A 19,117-nucleotide genomic window follows, 5' to 3' on the forward strand; every position below is an offset into this window, starting at 1 on the left:
TTGGCCAAGGATGCCGTAACAATGATCATGACCGGCGCGAACTGGGCGCCCGGCGCGTCAAGGGGGAGCGGTACGCATGAGTGTCAGCGCCACGGCCACGGGAGCCCGTCTCAAGAAGCCCTCCTGGAAGGACCCGCGGCTCCTGGTGGGCGTTCTGCTGGTTCTTGCCTCGGTCGTCGGAGTCATCTCGCTCGTCGGCAGCGCGGATCAGACCACCGAAGTATTGGCCGCCCGGGAGGCGATCGCCGTGGGCCAGAAGCTCACGCCGGAAAACGTTAGCCGGGTGAAAGTCCGGCTGGGGGACGTGGAACAGCACTACATTACGGCTGAGTCAGGGATGCCTGAAGGCATGGTCGCCGTGCAGCGGATCGGCAAGGACCAGCTGCTGCCCAGGGAAAGCCTGGGCAGCGTGGATGCCCTCGACCGGAAGCCCGTTGCCATTACTGTCCGGGAGGCGCTGCCTGAGCAAGCCGTGGCCGGCACGCGCGTCGATGTCTGGGTTTCGTTGCCAGACGCACGAAACGGATTTGCCGAGCCGCGGCTGCTGCTGCCGGGCGCTGAAATCGCCCAGGTCACGTCAGGTTCAACTGCACTGGGGTCCTCAAAGTCCACGGTTCTCATGGTCCTGGTGGGAGACGGACAGATGCCCGCAATCCTCGGGGCGCAGGCCAATGAGGCCAAGATCTCCGTCGTGTGGAATCCCGGCGGCGGCGCCAAGTGAGCATCCCGGTCGTAACTGTCGGGCAGGCCCGGGAGGATCTGGTCGGGGGACTGGAAAGGCTCCACGGGCCTGTCACCGTGGTCCGGCGGTGTACGGAGTTGGCGGAGCTGCTCGCTGCCTGCCAGAGCGGACTGGCCCGGGCAGCGGTCGTGGCCGAAGGGAGTGAGGACCTGACTGCTTCCCTCGTGGACAGGCTCGGCGCCGTCGGCGTGGCCATTATCGCCTTGACCGACAGCACCGAGGAAGCCGCCAGGCTTCGCGGCATCGGCGTGACTTCGGCGGTTTCCACTCTTGACTCGGCGGGGTTGGCCGAACGGATTTCCGATGCCGTTTCCCAGCTCACGGGCCGCGGTCTCACGGGCGACCGGCTGACGGGTAACGGGCTCGCCGGCGTGAAGCAGCGTGAGAATGGACTGGCAGAGACCGGTGCGGCCCTGCGGCCCGAGACCGACGACGCCGGCCCTGTACCGGCGGTGGCCGGAACCGGCAAGATAGTGGCCGTGTGGGGGCCCGCAGGATCCCCGGGACGGACCCTCGTGGCGGTGAATATCGCGGGCGAGCTTGCGGCAGCTGGAAAATCAGTTCTCCTCGTCGACGCGGACAGCTACGGGGCCAGCGTGGCCGCAGTTCTGGGGCTGATGGACGAAGCAGCGGGCCTGGCCCAGGCGTGCCGGCTGGCGGACCAGGGCCTGCTCGACCACGAGACGCTGTTGCGCATCGCAGCCCCCGTTGCTGCCACTTCGGGAAGTTTCCGCGTCCTGACCGGCATCACGCGGGCGGACCGTTGGACCGAGCTCCGTGCCGCCGCGTTGTCCATTGTCCTGCAGCGGGCCAGGGAAGTGGCCGAGGTCGTCGTCGTGGACACCGGCTTCTGCCTTGAAGCCGACGAGGAACTGAGCTTTGACACCATGGCGCCGCGGCGGAATGCCGCCACGCTCCGAAGCCTGGAAATGGCCGATACCGTTTTCGCCGTCGGAGCTGCCGATCCGATCGGCGTGCCCCGGCTGGTCAGGGGACTGGCGGAGCTCGAAACCGCAGTTCCGGGCGTTGCCCCGGACGTCGTGCTGAACAAGGTCCGTGCTTCTGCGGTCGGCCGCTCGCCGGAACGGCAACTCCGTGAGGCTTGGGACCGGTACGGGCCGGGAACCGGCATCAAGGCCTTCCTTCCGTCGGACCCGGGCGCCAGCGACGCCGCGCTGCTTTCCGGGTCGCTGCTCCTTGAAGCGGCGCCGGATTCGCGCCTGCGCGCCGCCATCGCCAATTTGGTTTGTGCACCTGCCCAGCAAAAACGCGGATCCTCTGTGTTCTCTTCCACAGCAAAGCGAAAGCTAAGGGGTTAGGCTCACGTTGAGGGCTGCAACGGTGCGGCCGTGAACTTGTGATGGAGGCGTTTGTCGATGTCGTCTGGGTCCAGCGTGGAGGATCAGTCCCGTCCAATGGAAGCCGAAGAGGGCTTCTTTGCGGACTACTATGAGCACCTCGCGGAGGAGGACGCCCGCGCGTATCCCCGTGAGCTTCTGACCGCCCGGGCTGACATGCACCGGCAGGTTGGAGCCATACGCCAGCCCGGAAGAGCAAACATCTCCATCGTCGATGACGCCGATCAAAGCGTGGTGTACATCGTCACCGACGACATGCCGTTCCTCGTGGACTCCGTCAACGCCGAGCTGGTCCGGCAGAATTCGGCCATTCACCTCGTACTCCACCCGATGTTTGTGGTCACGCGCAACCGCCAAAGCGGTGAATTGGTCAAGGTGAACCGGGTGCCGTCGAACATCGGATTCTCCAGTGGCGATACGGCGGCGCTGCCCAGCCTGTCGCACCTGATTGCACAGGGCGACAACGCGTCCCACATGGAGTCCTGGATTGCCGTGGAGATTGGCCGCGCGAGCGATGAAGCGAAGACGCAGCTGAGGGACGGCCTGGCACGTGTCCTCGGCGACGTCCGCGCAGCTGTGGAAGACTGGCCGAAGATGCGCAACAAGGCCCTGCAGATTGCCGAGGACCTGGACAAAGTGGCCCACAAGTCACAGATCGCTGAGATCCGGCAGGCCCAGGACCTGTTGCGGTGGCTTGACGAAGGCAACTTCACTTTCCTGGGCTACCGGGAGTATGACCTCGTCAACGACGCCGGCGAGGACGTTCTGGAACTCCGTGAGAGCAGCGGCCTCGGGCTCTTGCGCGCGCGCGAAGACACCCATCACGTCCAGCACCTCACCGATGCAGGCCGGCGGAAGGCGCGGGAGAAGCGCGCCCTGGTCATCACCAAGGCAAATTCGCGCTCGACCGTGCACCGGCCCGCCTACCTCGACTACGTCGGCGTGAAGAGTTTTGACGCCGCCGGCAACGTGAACGGCGAACAGCGGTTCATCGGGCTCTTTGCCACGAGCGCCTACACGGACTCCGTCAAGAACATCCCTATAGTCCGCGAAAAAGTCGACGCCGTTCTTCGCGGTGCGGGTTTTCCGCCCGATTCGCATTCCGGGAAGGACCTGCTGGGCATCCTGGAGACCTACCCCCGCGACGAACTCTTCCAGATCGAGATTCCCGACCTCGCCGCAACGGCCACCGGAATCCAGAGGCTGCAGGAACGCCGTCGGACACGGCTCTTCCTGCGCCCGGACATATACGGAAGGTTCATGTCCGCCGTCGTGTACCTACCGCGTGACCGGTACACAACGAATGTCCGGCTCCGGATCGAGCAGGAGCTTCGCGAGACCTTCCACGCTGAGTCCATTGACTATGAGGCGCGGATGACGGAATCGGCGCTCGCCCGCCTCTTCTTCCGGATCCGCCTGCCCAAGGGTGCCGATGTCAGTCATGTCAACGCCGATGCCCTCGAGAAGCGGCTGGTCCGGGCCGCCCGCTCCTGGAGCGAAGGAATCAGCGAGGTGCTGCGTGACCGGCGCGCTGACGACGGGACCAAGGAGCTTGCCGCCATCTGGGCGGAGGCCTTCCCTGCCAGCTACCGGGTGGACTACGAGGTTGAGGACGCGCTCGAGGACATCGCCCGGTTTGAGAAGTACGGGGCCGCAGCCGAGCGGATGACCGGGGCAGTACAGGAACGCCCCGGCGTCCATGTCTATTTGCCCGAGGGCGCGGGCGCAACACTCGAAGAGGACGCCCGGGTCAAGCTCTACATGCTGGAGCCCAAGAGCCTGAGCCAGATCCTTCCCTACTTTCACAACCTCGGTCTCGAAGTGCTGGATGAGCGGCCCTTCGAGATCGAGACCGCCGATCGCAGGGACTTCTTCCTCTATGACCTGGGGCTGAAGTACCCGGCCGGCGTAGAGCCGGTTTCCACCGGGCAGCTGCTGGCGGATTCGTTCGGCGCGGCCGTTTCGGGGGCCGTTGAATCCGACAGCTTCGACCGGCTGGTGCTGCGCGAAGGCATGACGTGGCGGCAGATTGTTGTCCTGCGGGCCTACGCCAAATACATGAGGCAGATGGGCAACACCAACTCCTTCGAATTCATGGCAGACACGCTGCTCTCCAACCCGGAGGTCACCCGCGGGCTCAGCGCCCTGTTCGAAGCACGGTTCGATCCGGCGCTGACGGACCTGGAGCGGGCAGAACGGCAGGAAAAAGTCCGCGCTGAGCTGTCGTCGTCCATCGAAGCGGTGGCGACGCTGGATGCGGACCGTGTCCTCCGGACCTTCACGAACCTGATCGAATCGACGCTCCGCACGAACTTCTACCAGGACAAGCCGTACGTGAGCTTCAAACTGGACCCCGCCAATATTGACGGCCTGCCCTTTCCCCGGCCCAAGTTTGAAATCTGGGTCTACTCGACGCGGGTCGAAGGCGTGCACCTGCGCTTCGGCAAGGTGGCGCGCGGTGGCCTCCGCTGGTCGGACCGGCGGGAGGACTTCCGGACGGAGATCCTGGGGCTGGTCAAGGCCCAGACCGTCAAGAACGCCGTGATCGTTCCGACCGGTGCCAAGGGAGGCTTCTTTGCCAAGCGGCTGCCCGATCCCGCCGCGGACAGGGCTGCGTGGATGGCCGAGGGGATCGAAAGCTACAAGACGTTCATCCGCGGACTGCTGGACCTCACCGACAACCTGGTCACGAGCGCCGAGGGTGAGCGGCTCGTCCCGCCCACGAACGTCGTCCGCCACGACGACGACGACTCCTACCTTGTGGTCGCGGCGGACAAGGGCACGGCCACGTTCTCCGACATTGCGAACGGGCTCGCGGCAGAATACGGCTTCTGGCTGGGCGATGCCTTCGCCTCCGGCGGATCGGTGGGGTATGACCACAAGGCGATGGGCATCACGGCCCGGGGCGCCTGGGAATCGGTCAAACGCCACTTCAGCGAACTCGACCTGGACACCCAGTCCGAGCCCTTCACGGTGGTCGGCGTTGGCGACATGTCCGGTGACGTCTTTGGAAACGGGATGCTGCTCTCCAAGCACATCCGGCTGCTGGCAGCCTTCGACCACCGGCACGTTTTCCTGGATCCCAACCCAGACGAGGCCAGTTCCTTTGCCGAACGGCAACGGCTTTTCGAGCTGCCGAGGTCGTCGTGGGATGACTACGACAAGGGGCTGATCAGCGAAGGAGGCGGTGTCTACCCGCGCCAGGCCAAGTCCATTCCGGTTTCCCCGCAGGTCCGCACCGCCCTCGGCCTTCCGGAGGACACCACCCAGCTCAGCCCGCCTGAACTCCTGCGGGCCATCCTGCTTGCGCCAGCCGACCTGCTCTACAACGGCGGCATCGGCACCTACGTCAAGGCCAGCACCGAGACGCACGCCATGGTGGGCGACAAGGCCAACGACGCCATCCGGGTTGACGGGCGCGACCTTCGCGTCAAGGTGGTGGGCGAAGGCGGAAACCTTGGCATGACCCAGCGGGGGCGGATCGAGGCGGCACTGCAGGGCGTCATCCTGAACACGGATGCCATTGACAACTCCGCAGGCGTCGACTGCTCGGACCACGAGGTCAACATCAAGATCTTCGTGGACCGGATGGCAGCCGCAGGCAAGCTCGACGCCGGCGACCGTGCCGGGTTCCTTTCGTCGATGACCAACGAAGTGGCGCGTCTCGTCCTGCAAGACAACATCGATCAGAACATCCTGCTGCTCAACGACCGTCAGAAGGTGGCGGAATGGAGCCCGAGCTACGAACGGCTGATGGACTGGCTGGAAAAGAAGGCGGACCTCAACCGCGACCTTGAAGCCTTGCCTTCGACCGCCGCCCTCCGAGAGCGGCTCGAACAGGGGCAGGGGCTAACCTCTCCCGAGCTGTCCGTGCTCGCTGCTTACGCCAAGATCGAGCTGGCGACGGCGCTCCGCGACAGTGATCTGGCCGACGACCCCTGGTTCCGGCGCACGCTTCGGGAATACTTCCCCAAGCAGCTCCGGGAACGGTTCGACGCCGAACTGGACACCCATCCGCTGCGTCGCGAAATCATTGCCACGGTCGTCGCCAACGACATGATCAACATGGGCGGCATCACCTTCGCGTTCCGGACCATGGAGGAAACGTCGGCGAGTGAAGTCGCGGTGGCCAAGGCCTTCGTAGCGCTCCGCGAGGTTTACGAGCTGGACATCATGGTGTCCGAACTCAATGACCTTCCGGCGTCATTCCCCACCGAACACTGGAGCACGGTCCACCTCGACATCCGGAGGCTCCTGGACCGGGCCGTCCGCTGGGTTCTGGGCCAGGGAACCGCCTCCCGCCCCATCGCCGACATCGTCGACGAGTTCAAGCCGCTCATGGATCCGATGCGAGCCCGGCTCCTGGACTATGTGCGCGGCGACGACCGTGACCGGGTGGCCGGGTGGCTTGAAAAGGCACGGGCGTGGGGGCTTCCTGAAGACCTTGCCCACCGCTGGGCCGAGCTCTTTGAGAGCTTCGTGCTCCTGGACATTGCGAAGATCGCCCACACCCGCAAGGAATCGGTGGAAGACATCGCCCACGTGTACTACACGGTGTTCAACCGCTTCCATGCCGACTCCCTGCTCGAAAGGATCAGTTCGCTGCCGCGGGCGGACCGGTGGCAGGCGCTTGCGCGCGCCGCGTTGCGCGACGACCTGTACTCGACGGTGACGGACATGACGACGGCGGTGCTTGAGTCCACTGACCATGGCGTGCCCGCCGAGGACCGGCTCAGGGCGTGGGAGGCACTGAACGCGGAGCAACTGGGACGGGCGAAGACCATGTTCGACGAGGTCAACGCCCTCGAAGCGGACGATATGGCGTCGCTGTCGGTAGCATTGAGGCTCTTGAGGTCAATCGTCCGACGCTAGGCATTGGCCCGGCGTCGAAATCTGGAGGTGCAGTGGCAATCTTTACGGACCCCATCAGGGAACATGCTGATTTCGGGCCGGGGGATGCCGAGTGGCTGCACCTCCTGGTGGGCGACTGGCAAATGGTGGCCGACCTCGCTTTTGCCGACCTCGCCCTGTGGTTTCCGCATCCGGATTACGGCTACGTGGCTCTTGCCCACGTGCGGCCCTCCACGACGCACACGGTGTTCCATGCCGACTTCGTCGGGGAGGGCATCCGGTCCGACCTTCAGCCACTGGTCGACAAAGCGTGGGCCAGCCGCACCATTGAGCGTTCCAGTGAGACCAACTGGAGCAGCGACATGGCGTTGCGGGTGGAGGCGGTGCCGATGGTCAGGAACGGCCGCACGCTGGCCGTGGTGACCTCCCACATGGACCTCTCCAGTTCGCGGATGCCGTCCCGGCTTGAGCTGACGTACCGCCAGTGCGCCTATGACCTGCTCCGGATGGGCACCCTGGGCCTGTGGCCCGACTTTGCCTCACCCACGGGCTCCCGCCGCGGGGCACCGCGCGTGGGCGACGGACTGATCCGCCTTGATGCCGAGGGGATCGTGCAGTATGCGAGCCCGAACGGAGTGTCCGCGTTCCGGCGGCTCGGCGACGGCGAATCGTTGGAGGGCCGGTCGCTGGCGGAAGTCACCGCAGGATTGCTGAGGGACCGGCGCATGGTGGACGAGACTCTGCCGCTTGTTGTCACCGGGCGGATGCCGTGGCGCAGCGAGATTGAATCCCGCGGCGTCAGCCTGTCCCTTCGCGCCATTCCGCTCCGCGATGAGCAGCAGCGGTTCGGCGCTCTGGTCCTGTGCCGCGACGTGTCCGAACTCAGGCGCCGGGAGATGGAACTCGTCACCAAGGATGCCACCATCCGGGAGATCCACCACCGAGTGAAGAACAACCTGCAGACCGTGGCCGCGCTGCTGCGGATGCAGTCACGCCGGATGGTCAGTGATGAGGCAAAGCAGGGGCTCGAGCAGGCGATGCGCCGGGTGGCGACCATTGCCCTGGTCCACGAGACGCTGTCGCAGGGCCTGGCACAGAGCGTTGATTTTGATGAGCTGATCGGACGGCAGTTCCGTCTATCGGCCGAGGTCGCCTCGCCGTCCCAGCAGGTCAGGACGCAACGGTCGGGAGTTTTCGGCGAGCTTCCCAGCGACTTCGCCACTCCCTTGGCGCTCGTGATCAACGAACTGGTGACGAACGCCGTCGAGCACGGACTGGAAGGGCGCACCGGGACGGTCTGGCTTCTCGCCGACCGGTCGGCAGGCGACGACGGCGAGGAGTTGCTCACCGTCACCGTGGCCGACGACGGTGTTGGCTTGCCGGACACGCCGCACGCGGAGGGACTTGGGCTTCAGATCGTCCGCACTCTGGTCACCAGCGAGCTCGGGGGCACCATCCAGTGGAAGGCCCGTGAGGGCGGCGGTACGGCAGTCCAGATAGTCCTCAGCCTCGCAAGCCGCTGAGGCGCGTGCCTCACGGCGACTAAGAAGACACAAAAAAGCGACGGCCGCGGACCTTGGGTCTGCGGCCGTCGCCGAATCTGTGAAATACCGCCTTAGGAAGCGCGGCGGGCGCGGGCCGCCCGGCGCTTCAGCGCCCGGCGCTCGTCCTCGCTCATGCCGCCCCAAACACCGGCGTCCTGGCCTGACTCCAGTGCCCACTGCAGACATGTGTCCACGACGGGGCACCTGCGGCAAACACTCTTGGCCTCCTCGATTTGGAGAAGCGCCGGCCCGGTGTTGCCGACCGGGAAGAAAAGCTCCGGGTCCTTGTCGAGGCACGCTGCGCGGTTACGCCAATCCATGCTGATCAGTCACTCCATTCCTGGGAAGTCATTTGCCACTTGTGAAAATATTCACTAGGGCCTACATAGGAAAGGGGCCCTGAGGGCCCCCTTGGTCATCTGGATCAAGCGTTTCATGTTAACGCCGTGTAAACAAGGGGTAGTGGTGCACGAAATCCCCCGGAAACGTGAGCGATGCATCACACCTGGATTACACCGGAGGGCTGCCCCCACCGTCAGTCGACTATGTCGGGTAGTGTGCCAGTGTGTCAAGACCCCCAGCCGGCCCCTCCGATCCGTCCCCCGAGCCCGAAGGCAGCGGCCTTCCCGACCGTGACAGCGGCTCGGAGCGGCCCGCGCCCGCCGGGGCAAGGCCCCGGGCGGTCGCAGTGATTTCGGCAATTGTTGCCGCCGAGGCCACCGCGCTGTTGGCCGCCGCCGCCTGGTACGGTTTCCAGCTCGTGGTCGGCGCGCCGGTCCTGTCCTTCTGGGGAGCCGTGTTTACGCTGGCCCTGCTGTTGGCATTCGCGTCCTGGCTGTCTGCAGTGGCGCTGTTTCTGTACCGGGGCTTCCGCTGGCCGAGGGCGGGTGCACTGGTGGCCCAGCTGTTCGTGCTGACCATCGGCTTCCCTACGCTTACAGGCGGCTATCCGCTGGCAGGAGCCGCCATGCTCATCCCGGCGGCTGCCGCCATTGTGCTCCTGTTCGACAAGCGCGTCATCCGCTTCGCCTCCCGCGCCGCCGGTATGCCTCCCGCGCTTTGAGCCCGGTCACGGCACAGCAAGCTGAACGGCCATTGCCCTGCCTTCCGCGAGGAGGACGGCGCGGCCAGGGGGAGGATTCGGTTCCAGTTCATACCTCAGTCCGAAAAGGTCGCCGTCCATGGGACTGCGCGGTGCAATCAGGATGCCGCTGCCGCAGTTGCGGGCGGCCAAGGCAAGCGGGACGCGTTGCACCAGGGCAGAGCCGAAGCCGGCAGTCAGGATGACTGTCCAGCCCAAGGCGTTCAGGTCCAGCAACAGCTGGTGTGTGGCGGCGGGCAGCAGTTCTGCATCGTCCACGAGCAGTACCGCATCCTTGGCGAGCCGGCCGTGGACGGCCTCGGCGTGGGTTTCCGCCCAATAGTCGGACTGGTTCGCCTCCGGAGCCGGGAACAGCCAGCCCGCCGTCGGGTTGAGGGCCCGGACCGTACCCAGAAACGACGACTTCCCGGAACCGGCGGCACCCAGGACGGCAAGGACGCCGCCGCACGGAACGCGCACGGAGACGGGAGCCAGATCGTCCCCGCCCACGCCGATACACAGCTTCAGGTTTCGCCTGCGCCCGTGCCCTGTTCGCCCCGCGTCAGGATTGTCCTGACCGGTGCTTTCCTCCGGGCTGCGGATCCGGGCGAGCAGCTCCGCCAGCGGAACCTGCAAGGGCAGGGGATCCACCCTGAAAGGCCTCGTGCGGCCAGATTCCTGCGGCGGGACTTCAGGGGCGGGCAGGCCCTCCCGGGCGTAGAGCTGGCACACGCCCTGTCGGTTCCCCGCCAACGCACCGATCGCGACAGCGCGGCCGGGGACCGCGGGAATTTCAGGCATCTTCGGCCACGCCAGCCTGCTCTCTTCGCTGGCGCCCCTCGGAAAGTAGATCCGGTTGGGGACGGCGGAAAAGAAGCGTGCGGTCACCAGCTCACGGTCTCCAGAAACGATGACGGCAATGCCGGCGCCGTGCCCGTCCCGGACTAAGCCGTGAACCAGATCCTCAGCCCACAGCAGCGGGCCCGCCCGCACCGCGGAAACCCACGAGCCCCACCCGGAAATGGCCAGCACCAGGGGAATTGCCGGTGTGGTCGCCGGCCGGCTCAGTCTCCGTGACATTTCTTCGCTCAGCCGTTCCAGGACCCGCACGCCACGGCGCAAGTCATGGAGATTGACGACCGCGCCGGCCCGGGACGACGACGCCAACGCGGCGAACGAGCCGTCGGCATCGAGGACGTAGAGGTGCGACTCCGTGGAATGCGCCAGGAGCTGATCCAACGTGATGGATAGTGCTTCGGCGGGATCCGCGGAGCTTCCGCCGATCAAGGCCAGGTGTCCGTCGGTCCCGGGACGCCAGTTGAGCCGGGCGAGGCGCTGTTCCTCAGGCAGATCCAGCCACCCCAGCTCCAGGCGCCAGCCGTCACCCGGCGCGGCCGCGGCGTCCGGCAGGTCACCGGTGGGCTCCGGCAGATCACTGGTCCGGTCCGGCAGAAGACTCTTCGGCCCGGCGGCCGTCGGGGCCGTTGCCCGGTGCGGACAGGGCAGTACGTCGGGCAGCGGCATCGCCACGGGGCTGTGCACCGCGGCACCGCCCAGCGACTCCCACAGTGAACACGTCAACGCCGCAATCGGCATCGCCGCGGCGGCCGGAGTCTGCGGCGGCGCATGCCCATCGCCGGCAGCCGCGGGCGCCGGCATTTCCAGCGTCTCGCAGGTCCGCAGCACGGTGACTTCGCAGGTCCCCACTTCCGGGAGAGTGCCGGAGAGGCTCGCCGACTGAAACACCTCCGGGGCTTCGGTTCCGCGCGCAAGAAACGCCCGGCCCGGCGTTTCGACAGCAATGCGGGAGGCGGCGTTGGTTCCTATGACGTCGGCAGACTCGTGGGCGGACTGCACGCGGAGGGCGATGCTGGTTGTGACGTTGGCACGGATATCTGCCGTGAGTGCGCCCTGCGGCCGCTGGGTTGCCATGACCAGATGAATCCCCAGCGACCGGCCAATGGCGGCGATCCTCATCAACTCACTCAGCGACTCCGGCGCATCCTCCACGAGTATCCGGAACTCGTCGATGATCAGGACCAGTTGGGGAAGCGGGTGCTCGTCGCCGGCTTTCGACAAGCGGTAGGCGGCCAGGTCGGGGGCAGCGGCCGCGGCCAGCGCCTGCTCACGCCGGCGGACCTCGGCACGCAGCGACACCAGCGTGCGATCGAGTTCGCTCCTGGTGAGGTCCGTGAGCATGCCCACACAGTGGGGCAGGGCCGTCAACGGACCCAGCCCGGACCCGCCCTTGAAGTCGAAGAAAAGGACGTTCACCCGGTCCGGCGGGAAGCTGAGGGCCAAAGCCGCGGCAAGGGTCCGGAGCAGTTCCGACTTCCCGGAACCGGTGGTGCCCGCGATGAGCACATGCGGACCGTCAGCCTCCAGATCCAGGAACCTGACGCCGTGGGCGCTGCGGCCTATGGGAACGGCCAGACCAGGCATCAGCCTGCCGCTCGCCCAGCGCTGGGCCGTTCCGGCTGCTGACGCATCCAGGATGTCGGTGAGCAGACAGATGGCCGGCAACGACGCGGCGGGACGTGCGGCATCCACCAGGGCGTGGCCGGATTGCCGGCAGTAGCGGTCGAAGACATTGAGCGGAACAAGATCGGGAAAGAAGCTCCGGGTTGATGCGGGGGAGTGAAAACGGGCCCGGCGCTCGCCGAGTTCGATATCGGTGTCCGCCGGGTACGCATCGCGGTCCGTGAAGTGGATCACCCGCCAACCGTGCCGCCGTGCGCCCTCGATCAGCCCGGCGTCGGCAGTGCTGGCCGCCGTGCTGCCGGCGATCAGGAGCACTCCCGGAACGCCTGCCGCTGTGGGGTCCTCAGCCAGGAGCGCCGCTGTGATCCCGGCCGCCCCGTGCAAGGTGACGGCAGGCAGGTACCGCGCCGTCAGCGGCAGGACGGAGGGCGGTCCGTGAACCACAATCCGGGTCCCCCTCGCCAGCGGATATCCGGTGAGCTGCATGAGGATTGAGCGCATCATCCCCTGTGTTTCGTTGTCCGGTCCCCGAACGGTGACTAGGGGAAGCTCAGGATCCAGAACCAGCGGCACAGCTCCGAGGCCGGGGAGCCGGAAGTCCGGATCCTCGGGTTCAAACCGGATATTCGCCAGTTGGTCTGCTGTTCCCAGCCGGAGCCAGACGCCGGAGGCTGCCTGCTCGGCGCCTTCCGGCTCCACCATGCCGGGCGAGTACAGAGCCAGCTCCGCGGCCGACGGCGCGGACCGTCGTCGTCGTTCCTTGTCTCTTGCTGCTGCCGCCAAAACTGCCGACCGCAGACCGCGGCGCCGCCGGCTGCCCGCGAGGACGGGGACCATCACCGCCATCGCTGATACGGCAGCGAAGGCCAAAAACAGCCACATCCCGGTCACCAGCGCCAATCCCAGTCCGAGGGCGACAGGCAGCAGGGCGCCGAGGAGGAGTGCTGCCCGGCTGCCCTGCTCGGCGGTGCGCGGAATGTTCAGGGGCTCCGCCACGGACAGTCCTGCGGAGCCCAAGAGGGAGATTCGTGAACCCGGCGTACCCGCAACCAGGACTGACAGGGTCGAGTTTCCGCACCGGATGAGCGAGCTGGTGGAAATGACGGCGTTCCTGACGCGTTTGCCGTCCACTTCAGTGCCGTTGACGCTGTCAAGGTCCAGAATTGTCATGGCCGTGTCCGAAACCTCGATCCTCGCGTGTTCCCTGGACAGGTCCGGATCCGGGATTGTCAGCTCGGCGTTGGTTCTTCCGATCCGGTAGCTTCCGCGGCGCAGGGGCAGAACCGTTCCTGCACACGGACCGCTGTGCACGGCCAGCAGCAGGGCTGCGGAAGGATCTGACGCCGGCCGGGGCCTAGGCCTCGCCCGCATCCGGCCGCCGTCGACGAGGACCGCCCCGTTGACGAGGGGGACCTCGCCGACCGTCATGGTGTCCAGCGGCAGACCGTTCACCGTCAGCTCGCGCGTTCCGAAGGCGCCGGACACCGCACGGTCCAGTTCGGCGCCGGGGCAGCCGGGCCGTACCCGGACGGTCAGCTCCACAGCCGCATCCGGGCGCGCAGCCCCCGGGCCGCGGACCAAAGTGCAGTGCAGGGTCACCGGCTGGTCCTCCGTTCTTCGGGGCAACTTAGGCCCCACGCTAGCGCCGGCGCCGCCGGGGCGGCTCGCCTGAATCCGGCTATGTGGATAACCGCGCGCGGCCCCCCGCAGCAGCCAGCGGGCCCCGCCGACGGGGAGTAGCGGAGTCGGCGTAAGGACTGGACAGCGGATAGTGTTAAGCAAAACCGGGTGCGGCAGCGTGGCTGCCGCCTGCCAGTCATGAGAGAAAAGGCATCAGAATCGTGAAGATTGCTGTAATTGCGTTGGGGAAAATCGGGCTGCCGCTGGCTGTCCAGTTCGCTTCCAAGGGCCATGATGTTGTCGGCGTCGACGTCAACCAGCAGGTGGTGGAGCTCATCAACGCGGGCACGGAGCCGTTCCCCGGTGAAGCCCACCTGCAGGAGAAGCTTTCGGAACTCGTGCCGGCAGGCAAACTCCGCGCCACCACCGATTACGCCGACGCCGTGCCCGGCGCGGACGCCGTGGTGCTCGTTGTGCCGCTGTTTGTCGACGCTGATGCCAAGCCTGACTTTGGCTGGATGGACGGTGCAACGGCTGAACTGGCCAAGCACCTGACGCCGGGAACGCTGGTGTCCTATGAGACAACCCTGCCGGTCGGGACCACCCGCTCACGCTGGAAGCCTGCCCTTGAAGCCGGTTCCGGGCTGGTCGAGGGCAAGGATTTCCACCTGGTGTTTTCCCCGGAGCGGGTCCTGACCGGGCGGGTGTTTGAGGATCTGCGCAAGTACCCCAAGCTCGTCGGCGGCCTGTCCGAGGCGGGCGCGGCGAAGGCCGTTGAGTTCTACGAATCCGTGCTGGACTTCGACGCGCGCACCGACCTCCGCAGGCCCAACGGTGTCTGGGACTTGGGGTCCGCGGAGGCATCCGAACTGGCCAAGCTGGCCGAGACCACCTACCGTGACGTCAACATCGGGCTGGCCAACCAGTTCGCGCGTTTCGCCGCCACGGCCGGCATTGACATCTACCAGGTCATCGAAGCCTCCAACTCCCAGCCCTACAGCCACATCCACCAGCCGGGCATCGCCGTCGGGGGCCACTGCATCCCGGTATATCCGCGCCTGTACCTCTGGAATGATCCGGAGGCGACCGTGGTCCGCGCGGCCCGCGCTGCCAACGCCGACATGCCCGACTACACGGTGGGCCTCCTCGCAGGTGCGTACGGGGACCTGACCGGCGCCCGCGTCGTCGTCCTGGGTGCCGCGTACCGCGGCGGCGTGAAGGAGACGGCGTTCTCCGGCGTCTTTGACGCTGTCACGTCGCTCGAGAAGCGCGGCGCCGAGGTATTCGTGCACGATCCGCTGTACAGCGATGCGGAACTGGACAAGCTCGGCTTCGCGGCGTATCACCTCGGCGAGCCCGTTGACGCGGCCGTCGTCCAGGCGGACCACGCCGAATACCGGGAACTGCTGCCCGCTGACCTGCCGGGCGTCAAGGCGTTTATTGACGGCCGTCGCGTGAGCTCCGCTGACCGGTGGGACGGGGTCACCTACCGGGTCATTGGCAAGGCCTGAGACCGTCTCGCTGCTGCGGCCCTGGCGGGCTGCGGCGTCAGCACTTTTGAGAGGAACCAAAGTATGACGACGACCATTGCTCCGAGCGCCGACGTTTCGGATCAGGCAATACTGGGCGAGGGCACGAAGGTCTGGCACCTTGCCCAGGTGCGCGAACAGGCCAATCTTGGCAAGAACTGCATCGTGGGACGCGGCGCATATGTCGGCACCGGCGTGCAGATCGGCGAGAACACGAAGATCCAGAACTACGCCCTGGTGTACGAGCCGGCCGTACTCGGCAAAGGGGTTTTCATCGGCCCGGCCGTGGTGCTCACCAATGACACGTACCCCCGTTCAGTCAGCCCTGACGGCTCGCTGAAGAGCGCCCACGACTGGACGCCTGTCGGCGTGACCATCGAGGACGGCGCCTCGATCGGTGCCCGCGCCGTGTGCGTCGCCCCGCTGACGGTCGGGCGCTGGGCAACGGTCGCGGCCGGCGCCGTGGTCACCAAGGATGTTCCCGCCTTCGCACTCGTTGCGGGCGTCCCTGCGCGCCGCCTCGGATGGGTCGGCAAGGCCGGGGAACCGCTGCGGCAGGAGGGCGGCTTTTGGGTGTGTCCTGCCACCGGCGCCAAGTACATTGAAGACGGAAATTCCCTGAAAGAATCTGAGGAGAACGCATGAGCTACGACTTTATCCCCGCCGCGAAGCCGATCATCGGCGACGACGAGCGGGCCGCCGTCGACGCCGTTCTGGCAACAGGAATGCTCGCCCAAGGCACGCAGGTCGCCGAATTCGAGAAGGAGTTCTCCGACGTTCTCCTGGACGGCCGCTCCTCGGTAGCCGTGAACTCCGGCACCTCCGGACTGCACCTGGGCCTTCTTGCCTCCGGCGTCGGGCCCGGCGACGAAGTCATCGTTCCCTCCTTCACCTTTGCCGCAACCGGCAATTCGGTCGCGCTGACCGGCGCCACCCCCGTGTTTGCCGACATCGAGCTGGACCACTACACGCTGGACGTGGACCACGTGGCCTCCCTCATCACGGACAAGACCAAGGGCATCATGCCGGTCCACCTCTACGGCCACCCGTTCGACGTCGAAGGCTTCACCAGGCTCGCTGACGAGCGCGGCATCGACCTCTACGAGGACGCCGCCCAGGCCCACGGCGCCAGCTTCAACGGACAGAGGGTCGGAACGTTCGGCAAGTTCGCCATGTTCAGCCTTTACCCGACGAAGAACATGACCTCCGGTGAGGGCGGCATGGTCTCCACCCCGGACGCCACCGTGGAACGGAACCTGCGCCTCCTGCGGAACCAGGGCATGGAAAAGCAGTACGAAAACGAACTCGTCGGCTTCAATGCCCGGATGACGGACCTGCACGCCTCCATCGGACGCGTGCAGCTCAAGAAGGTCCTGGGCTGGACGGAACAGCGCCAGAGCAATGCCGCGTTCCTGACGGACAACCTCGAGGGTGTCGGCACGCCCACGGTCGCCGAAGGTGCATCGCACGTCTACCACCAGTACACGATCCGCGTCACCGAGGACCGCGACGGCCTCGCCAAGGCCCTGCGCGAGGAGTACAACATCGGCACCGGCGTGTACTACCCGGTCCCCAACCACCGTCTTCCCTCGTTCAACCGCACCGAGGACCTGCCGAACACCGAAACCGCGGCCAAGGAAGTGCTGTCCCTGCCGGTCCACCCGTCCCTGAGCCAGGCCGACCTGGAACGCATCGTGACGGCGGTCAACAAGCTCGTCCAGGCAGGCGCCTGATGGGAAACCTTCGCGTTGGCCTGATCGGCCTGGGAATGATGGGCCGTCACCACGCCCGCGTGATCCGGGAGCTCGACGGCGTTGACCTGGTGGCCGTCGCGGATTCCTACGGGGATCCCCACGGAGTTGCCGGCCAGCTGGGCGTGCTGTCTTCCGTTGAGGAACTCATCGCCGCGGGCATCGACATGGCAGTGGTTGCCGTGCCCACCGGACTGCACGAGGAGGTGGGGCTCGCCCTCGCCGAGGCCGGCGTCCACACGCTGGTTGAAAAGCCCATCGCCTCGAGCACCGAAGCGGGGCAGCGGATGGTTGATGCGTTTGCAGCCAACGGGCTGGTCGGAGCCGTCGGGCACATCGAACGGTTCAACCCAGCCCTGCAGTCCCTGCGCAAACGCATCGAGGCCGGCGAACTCGGCGAGGTCTACCAGATCGCCACCCGGCGCCAGGGCCCGTTCCCGGCCCGCATCGCCGACGTCGGCGTGGTCAAGGACCTCGGCACGCACGACATCGACCTGACGGCCTGGCTGGCCCAGAGCCGGTTCACGTCCATCTTCGCCCACATCACCACCCGCAGCGGCCGCCCGCACGAGGACATGGTCGCGGCCACCGGGCACCTCGAAAACGGCGTGATCACCAACCACCTGGTCAACTGGCTTTCCCCGATGAAGGAACGCCTGACGATTGTCACCGGTGAGAAGGGCGCCTTCGTGGCCGACACCATCACCGCCGACCTGACGTTCTTCGAGAACGGCACCGTCGCCACCGAATGGGAATCGATGGCCGCATTCCGGGGAGTCTCGGAGGGCAACGTCACGCGCCTTGCGATCCCCAAGCCCGAACCCCTGCGGACCGAACACGAGGCCTTCCGGGACGCCGTACTCGGGCTGCGCAGCGACGTGGTCACGATGCAGGAAGGCCTTGACACCCTGCGGGTAGCCGAAGCCGTGCTGGAATCAGCCACGAGCCGGCAGATCGTGCAGATTGCCGCTTCGTGACTGACAAGAGACCCGTCAGGGTCACCGTGGCCTCACGGCTGTTCACGCCCGAGGTGGGCGCGGCATCATTCAGGCTGCAGGCGCTGGTGGACGGACTGGTGGCAAACGCCGCGGAGGTCAGTGTCTTGACCACGCGGCCGCCACACGGTTCGCCTGCCTTCACGGCGCCGTACAAGCTTTCCCGGTGGCCGGTGCTGCGCGACGCGGGCGGCAACGTTCGCGGCTACGTGCAGTACATGAGCTTCGATCTGCCGGCATTCTTTCGCCTGTTGTTCTCCCAGGCGGATGTCGTTGTCTCCGAGCCGCCACCCACCACGGGGGTCATGGTGGCCTTGAGTTCAGCGATCAGGCGCAGGCCGTTTGTGTACTATGCCGCCGACATCTGGACTGAGGCACTGTCCGCCACGGACGTGCCCGGCATTGTCATCCGGGTGATGAGGGCGGCCGAAGGCTTCGCGCTGCGCCGCGCCGCCAAGGTCATCGCCATTTCCGACGCCGTGGCGGAAAAAGTCCAGCATTTTGGCGTCCCTGCGGCGCGTGTAGTTGTCGTGGGCAATGGCATCGACACGTCCGTCTTCGGTCCGGACGGCGAGTCAGCCGGGTCCGGCGATCCCTACTTCGTGTACACCGGAACCATGTCCGAGTGGCAGGGCGCGGACATCTTCATCCGTGCGCTGCCGGCGGTGTTGGCCGAGCACCCCGGCACCAGTATCCGGTTCTTCGGGCAGGGCTCCGATGAGCCCCACCTGAAGGAACTCGCGGCGACGACAGTTCCGGGCCGCGTGCACTTCGGCGGGGTCATTCCTCCGGCGGAGGCGGCGCGCTGGATCCGCGGGGCATCGGCGGCTCTGGTCAGCATCAAGCCGGACCAAGGCTATGACTTTGCGAAACCGACCAAAATCTATGCCGCCGCCGGGTGCGGAACCCCCGTGATCTTCGCGGGAACCGGAGAGGGCGCGGCGCTGGTCGCGGACAACGGACTCGGCGAAGCGGCAAAGTACGACGTCGACAGTGTTGCCGGAGCCATGGCGTCGGCAATCAGCCGGCCCGATCCGCAGGGCCCGGCCCGTGTCGCATGGGTGCGCGACAACGCTTCGCTTGCTGCATCGGGCCGGCTGGCCGCGGCGGAAGTGCTGGCTGCCCGCCGGCGACGACTTGGAGAAATCAATGACTAGCGACTATG

12 protein-coding genes are annotated in these 19,117 nt (G+C 66.4%); 10 read left to right on the forward strand and 2 right to left on the reverse strand.

What is annotated here, in order from left to right; all coding sequences use genetic code 11:
• Positions 1 to 76 precede the first annotated feature (76 nt).
• Genes J7I89_RS11800 through J7I89_RS11815 form a run of 4 tightly spaced genes read left to right on the forward strand, consistent with a single transcriptional unit; the run spans position 77 to position 8,474 of the window.
• Entirely contained in the window at positions 77 to 721 is a 645-nt protein-coding gene (locus tag J7I89_RS11800) for an SAF domain-containing protein (protein ID WP_214970328.1), read from the forward strand.
• Positions 718 to 2,061 (forward strand): chromosome partitioning protein, encoded by a 1,344-nt coding sequence (locus J7I89_RS11805; RefSeq protein ID WP_214970331.1) that lies wholly within the window; start codon positions 718 to 720, stop codon positions 2,059 to 2,061. Before J7I89_RS11800 ends, J7I89_RS11805 begins: the two co-directional genes overlap by 4 nt.
• Before the next feature lie 57 nt (positions 2,062 to 2,118).
• On the forward strand, positions 2,119 to 6,972 hold the full coding sequence (locus J7I89_RS11810) for an NAD-glutamate dehydrogenase (RefSeq protein ID WP_214970334.1): 4,854 nt from the start codon (positions 2,119 to 2,121) through the stop codon (positions 6,970 to 6,972).
• 32 nt (positions 6,973 to 7,004) lie between these two features.
• Positions 7,005 to 8,474 (forward strand): sensor histidine kinase, encoded by a 1,470-nt coding sequence (locus J7I89_RS11815; protein ID WP_214970336.1) that lies wholly within the window; start codon positions 7,005 to 7,007, stop codon positions 8,472 to 8,474.
• 92 nt (positions 8,475 to 8,566) lie between these two features.
• On the opposite strand, the gene J7I89_RS11820 is transcribed toward J7I89_RS11815, so the two are convergent.
• Positions 8,567 to 8,815: a WhiB family transcriptional regulator gene (locus J7I89_RS11820; RefSeq protein WP_003804966.1), complete on the reverse strand. Its 249-nt coding sequence runs from the start codon at positions 8,813 to 8,815 to the stop codon at positions 8,567 to 8,569.
• Positions 8,816 to 9,060: 245 nt separating this feature from the next.
• Here J7I89_RS11820 and J7I89_RS11825 point away from each other — a divergent pair, with 245 nt between their 5' ends.
• On the forward strand, positions 9,061 to 9,558 hold the full coding sequence (locus J7I89_RS11825; protein WP_214970339.1) for a hypothetical protein: 498 nt from the start codon (positions 9,061 to 9,063) through the stop codon (positions 9,556 to 9,558).
• A 6-nt stretch (positions 9,559 to 9,564) separates the two neighbouring features.
• Here the strand turns inward: J7I89_RS11825 and J7I89_RS11830 are convergent, their stop codons facing one another.
• On the reverse strand, positions 9,565 to 13,656 hold the full coding sequence (locus J7I89_RS11830) for an FtsK/SpoIIIE domain-containing protein (protein ID WP_214970341.1): 4,092 nt from the start codon (positions 13,654 to 13,656) through the stop codon (positions 9,565 to 9,567).
• 242 nt (positions 13,657 to 13,898) lie between these two features.
• On the opposite strand from J7I89_RS11830, the gene J7I89_RS11835 reads away from it, so the two are divergent.
• The 5 genes from J7I89_RS11835 to J7I89_RS11855 all read left to right on the forward strand — a co-directional run bounded on the left by J7I89_RS11835 (position 13,899) and on the right by J7I89_RS11855 (position 19,109).
• The gene (locus J7I89_RS11835; protein WP_214970343.1) at positions 13,899 to 15,188 is read left to right on the forward strand and encodes a nucleotide sugar dehydrogenase; all 1,290 of its coding nucleotides are present in this window, start codon (positions 13,899 to 13,901) and stop codon (positions 15,186 to 15,188) included.
• Positions 15,189 to 15,251: 63 nt separating this feature from the next.
• On the forward strand, positions 15,252 to 15,851 hold the full coding sequence (locus J7I89_RS11840) for an acyltransferase (RefSeq protein ID WP_214970345.1): 600 nt from the start codon (positions 15,252 to 15,254) through the stop codon (positions 15,849 to 15,851).
• Entirely contained in the window at positions 15,848 to 16,939 is a 1,092-nt protein-coding gene (locus J7I89_RS11845) for a DegT/DnrJ/EryC1/StrS aminotransferase family protein (RefSeq protein ID WP_214970347.1), read from the forward strand. The genes J7I89_RS11840 and J7I89_RS11845 overlap by 4 nt, the downstream gene beginning before the upstream one ends.
• On the forward strand, positions 16,939 to 17,934 hold the full coding sequence (locus tag J7I89_RS11850) for a Gfo/Idh/MocA family protein (protein WP_214970349.1): 996 nt from the start codon (positions 16,939 to 16,941) through the stop codon (positions 17,932 to 17,934). Before J7I89_RS11845 ends, J7I89_RS11850 begins: the two co-directional genes overlap by 1 nt.
• On the forward strand, positions 17,931 to 19,109 hold the full coding sequence (locus J7I89_RS11855; protein ID WP_214970352.1) for a glycosyltransferase family 4 protein: 1,179 nt from the start codon (positions 17,931 to 17,933) through the stop codon (positions 19,107 to 19,109). The genes J7I89_RS11850 and J7I89_RS11855 overlap by 4 nt, the downstream gene beginning before the upstream one ends.
• The last annotated feature ends 8 nt before the right edge of the window (positions 19,110 to 19,117 follow it).

Source organism: Arthrobacter sp. ISL-5, from assembly GCF_018613835.1.
Lineage (GTDB): Bacteria > Actinomycetota > Actinomycetes > Actinomycetales > Micrococcaceae > Arthrobacter.

What these genes read in the sequence shown, in the direction of transcription:
- J7I89_RS11820 (WP_003804966.1), bottom strand. Translation starts at nt 8,815, where the DNA reads ATGGATTGGCGTAACCGCGCAGCGTGCCTCGACAAGGACCCGGAGCTT.
- J7I89_RS11840 (WP_214970345.1), top strand. Translation starts at nt 15,252, where the DNA reads ATGACGACGACCATTGCTCCGAGCGCCGACGTTTCGGATCAGGCAATA.
- J7I89_RS11845 (WP_214970347.1), top strand. Translation starts at nt 15,848, where the DNA reads ATGAGCTACGACTTTATCCCCGCCGCGAAGCCGATCATCGGCGACGAC.
- J7I89_RS11810 (WP_214970334.1), top strand. Translation starts at nt 2,119, where the DNA reads ATGTCGTCTGGGTCCAGCGTGGAGGATCAGTCCCGTCCAATGGAAGCC.
- J7I89_RS11800 (WP_214970328.1), top strand. Translation starts at nt 77, where the DNA reads ATGAGTGTCAGCGCCACGGCCACGGGAGCCCGTCTCAAGAAGCCCTCC.
- J7I89_RS11850 (WP_214970349.1), top strand. Translation starts at nt 16,939, where the DNA reads ATGGGAAACCTTCGCGTTGGCCTGATCGGCCTGGGAATGATGGGCCGT.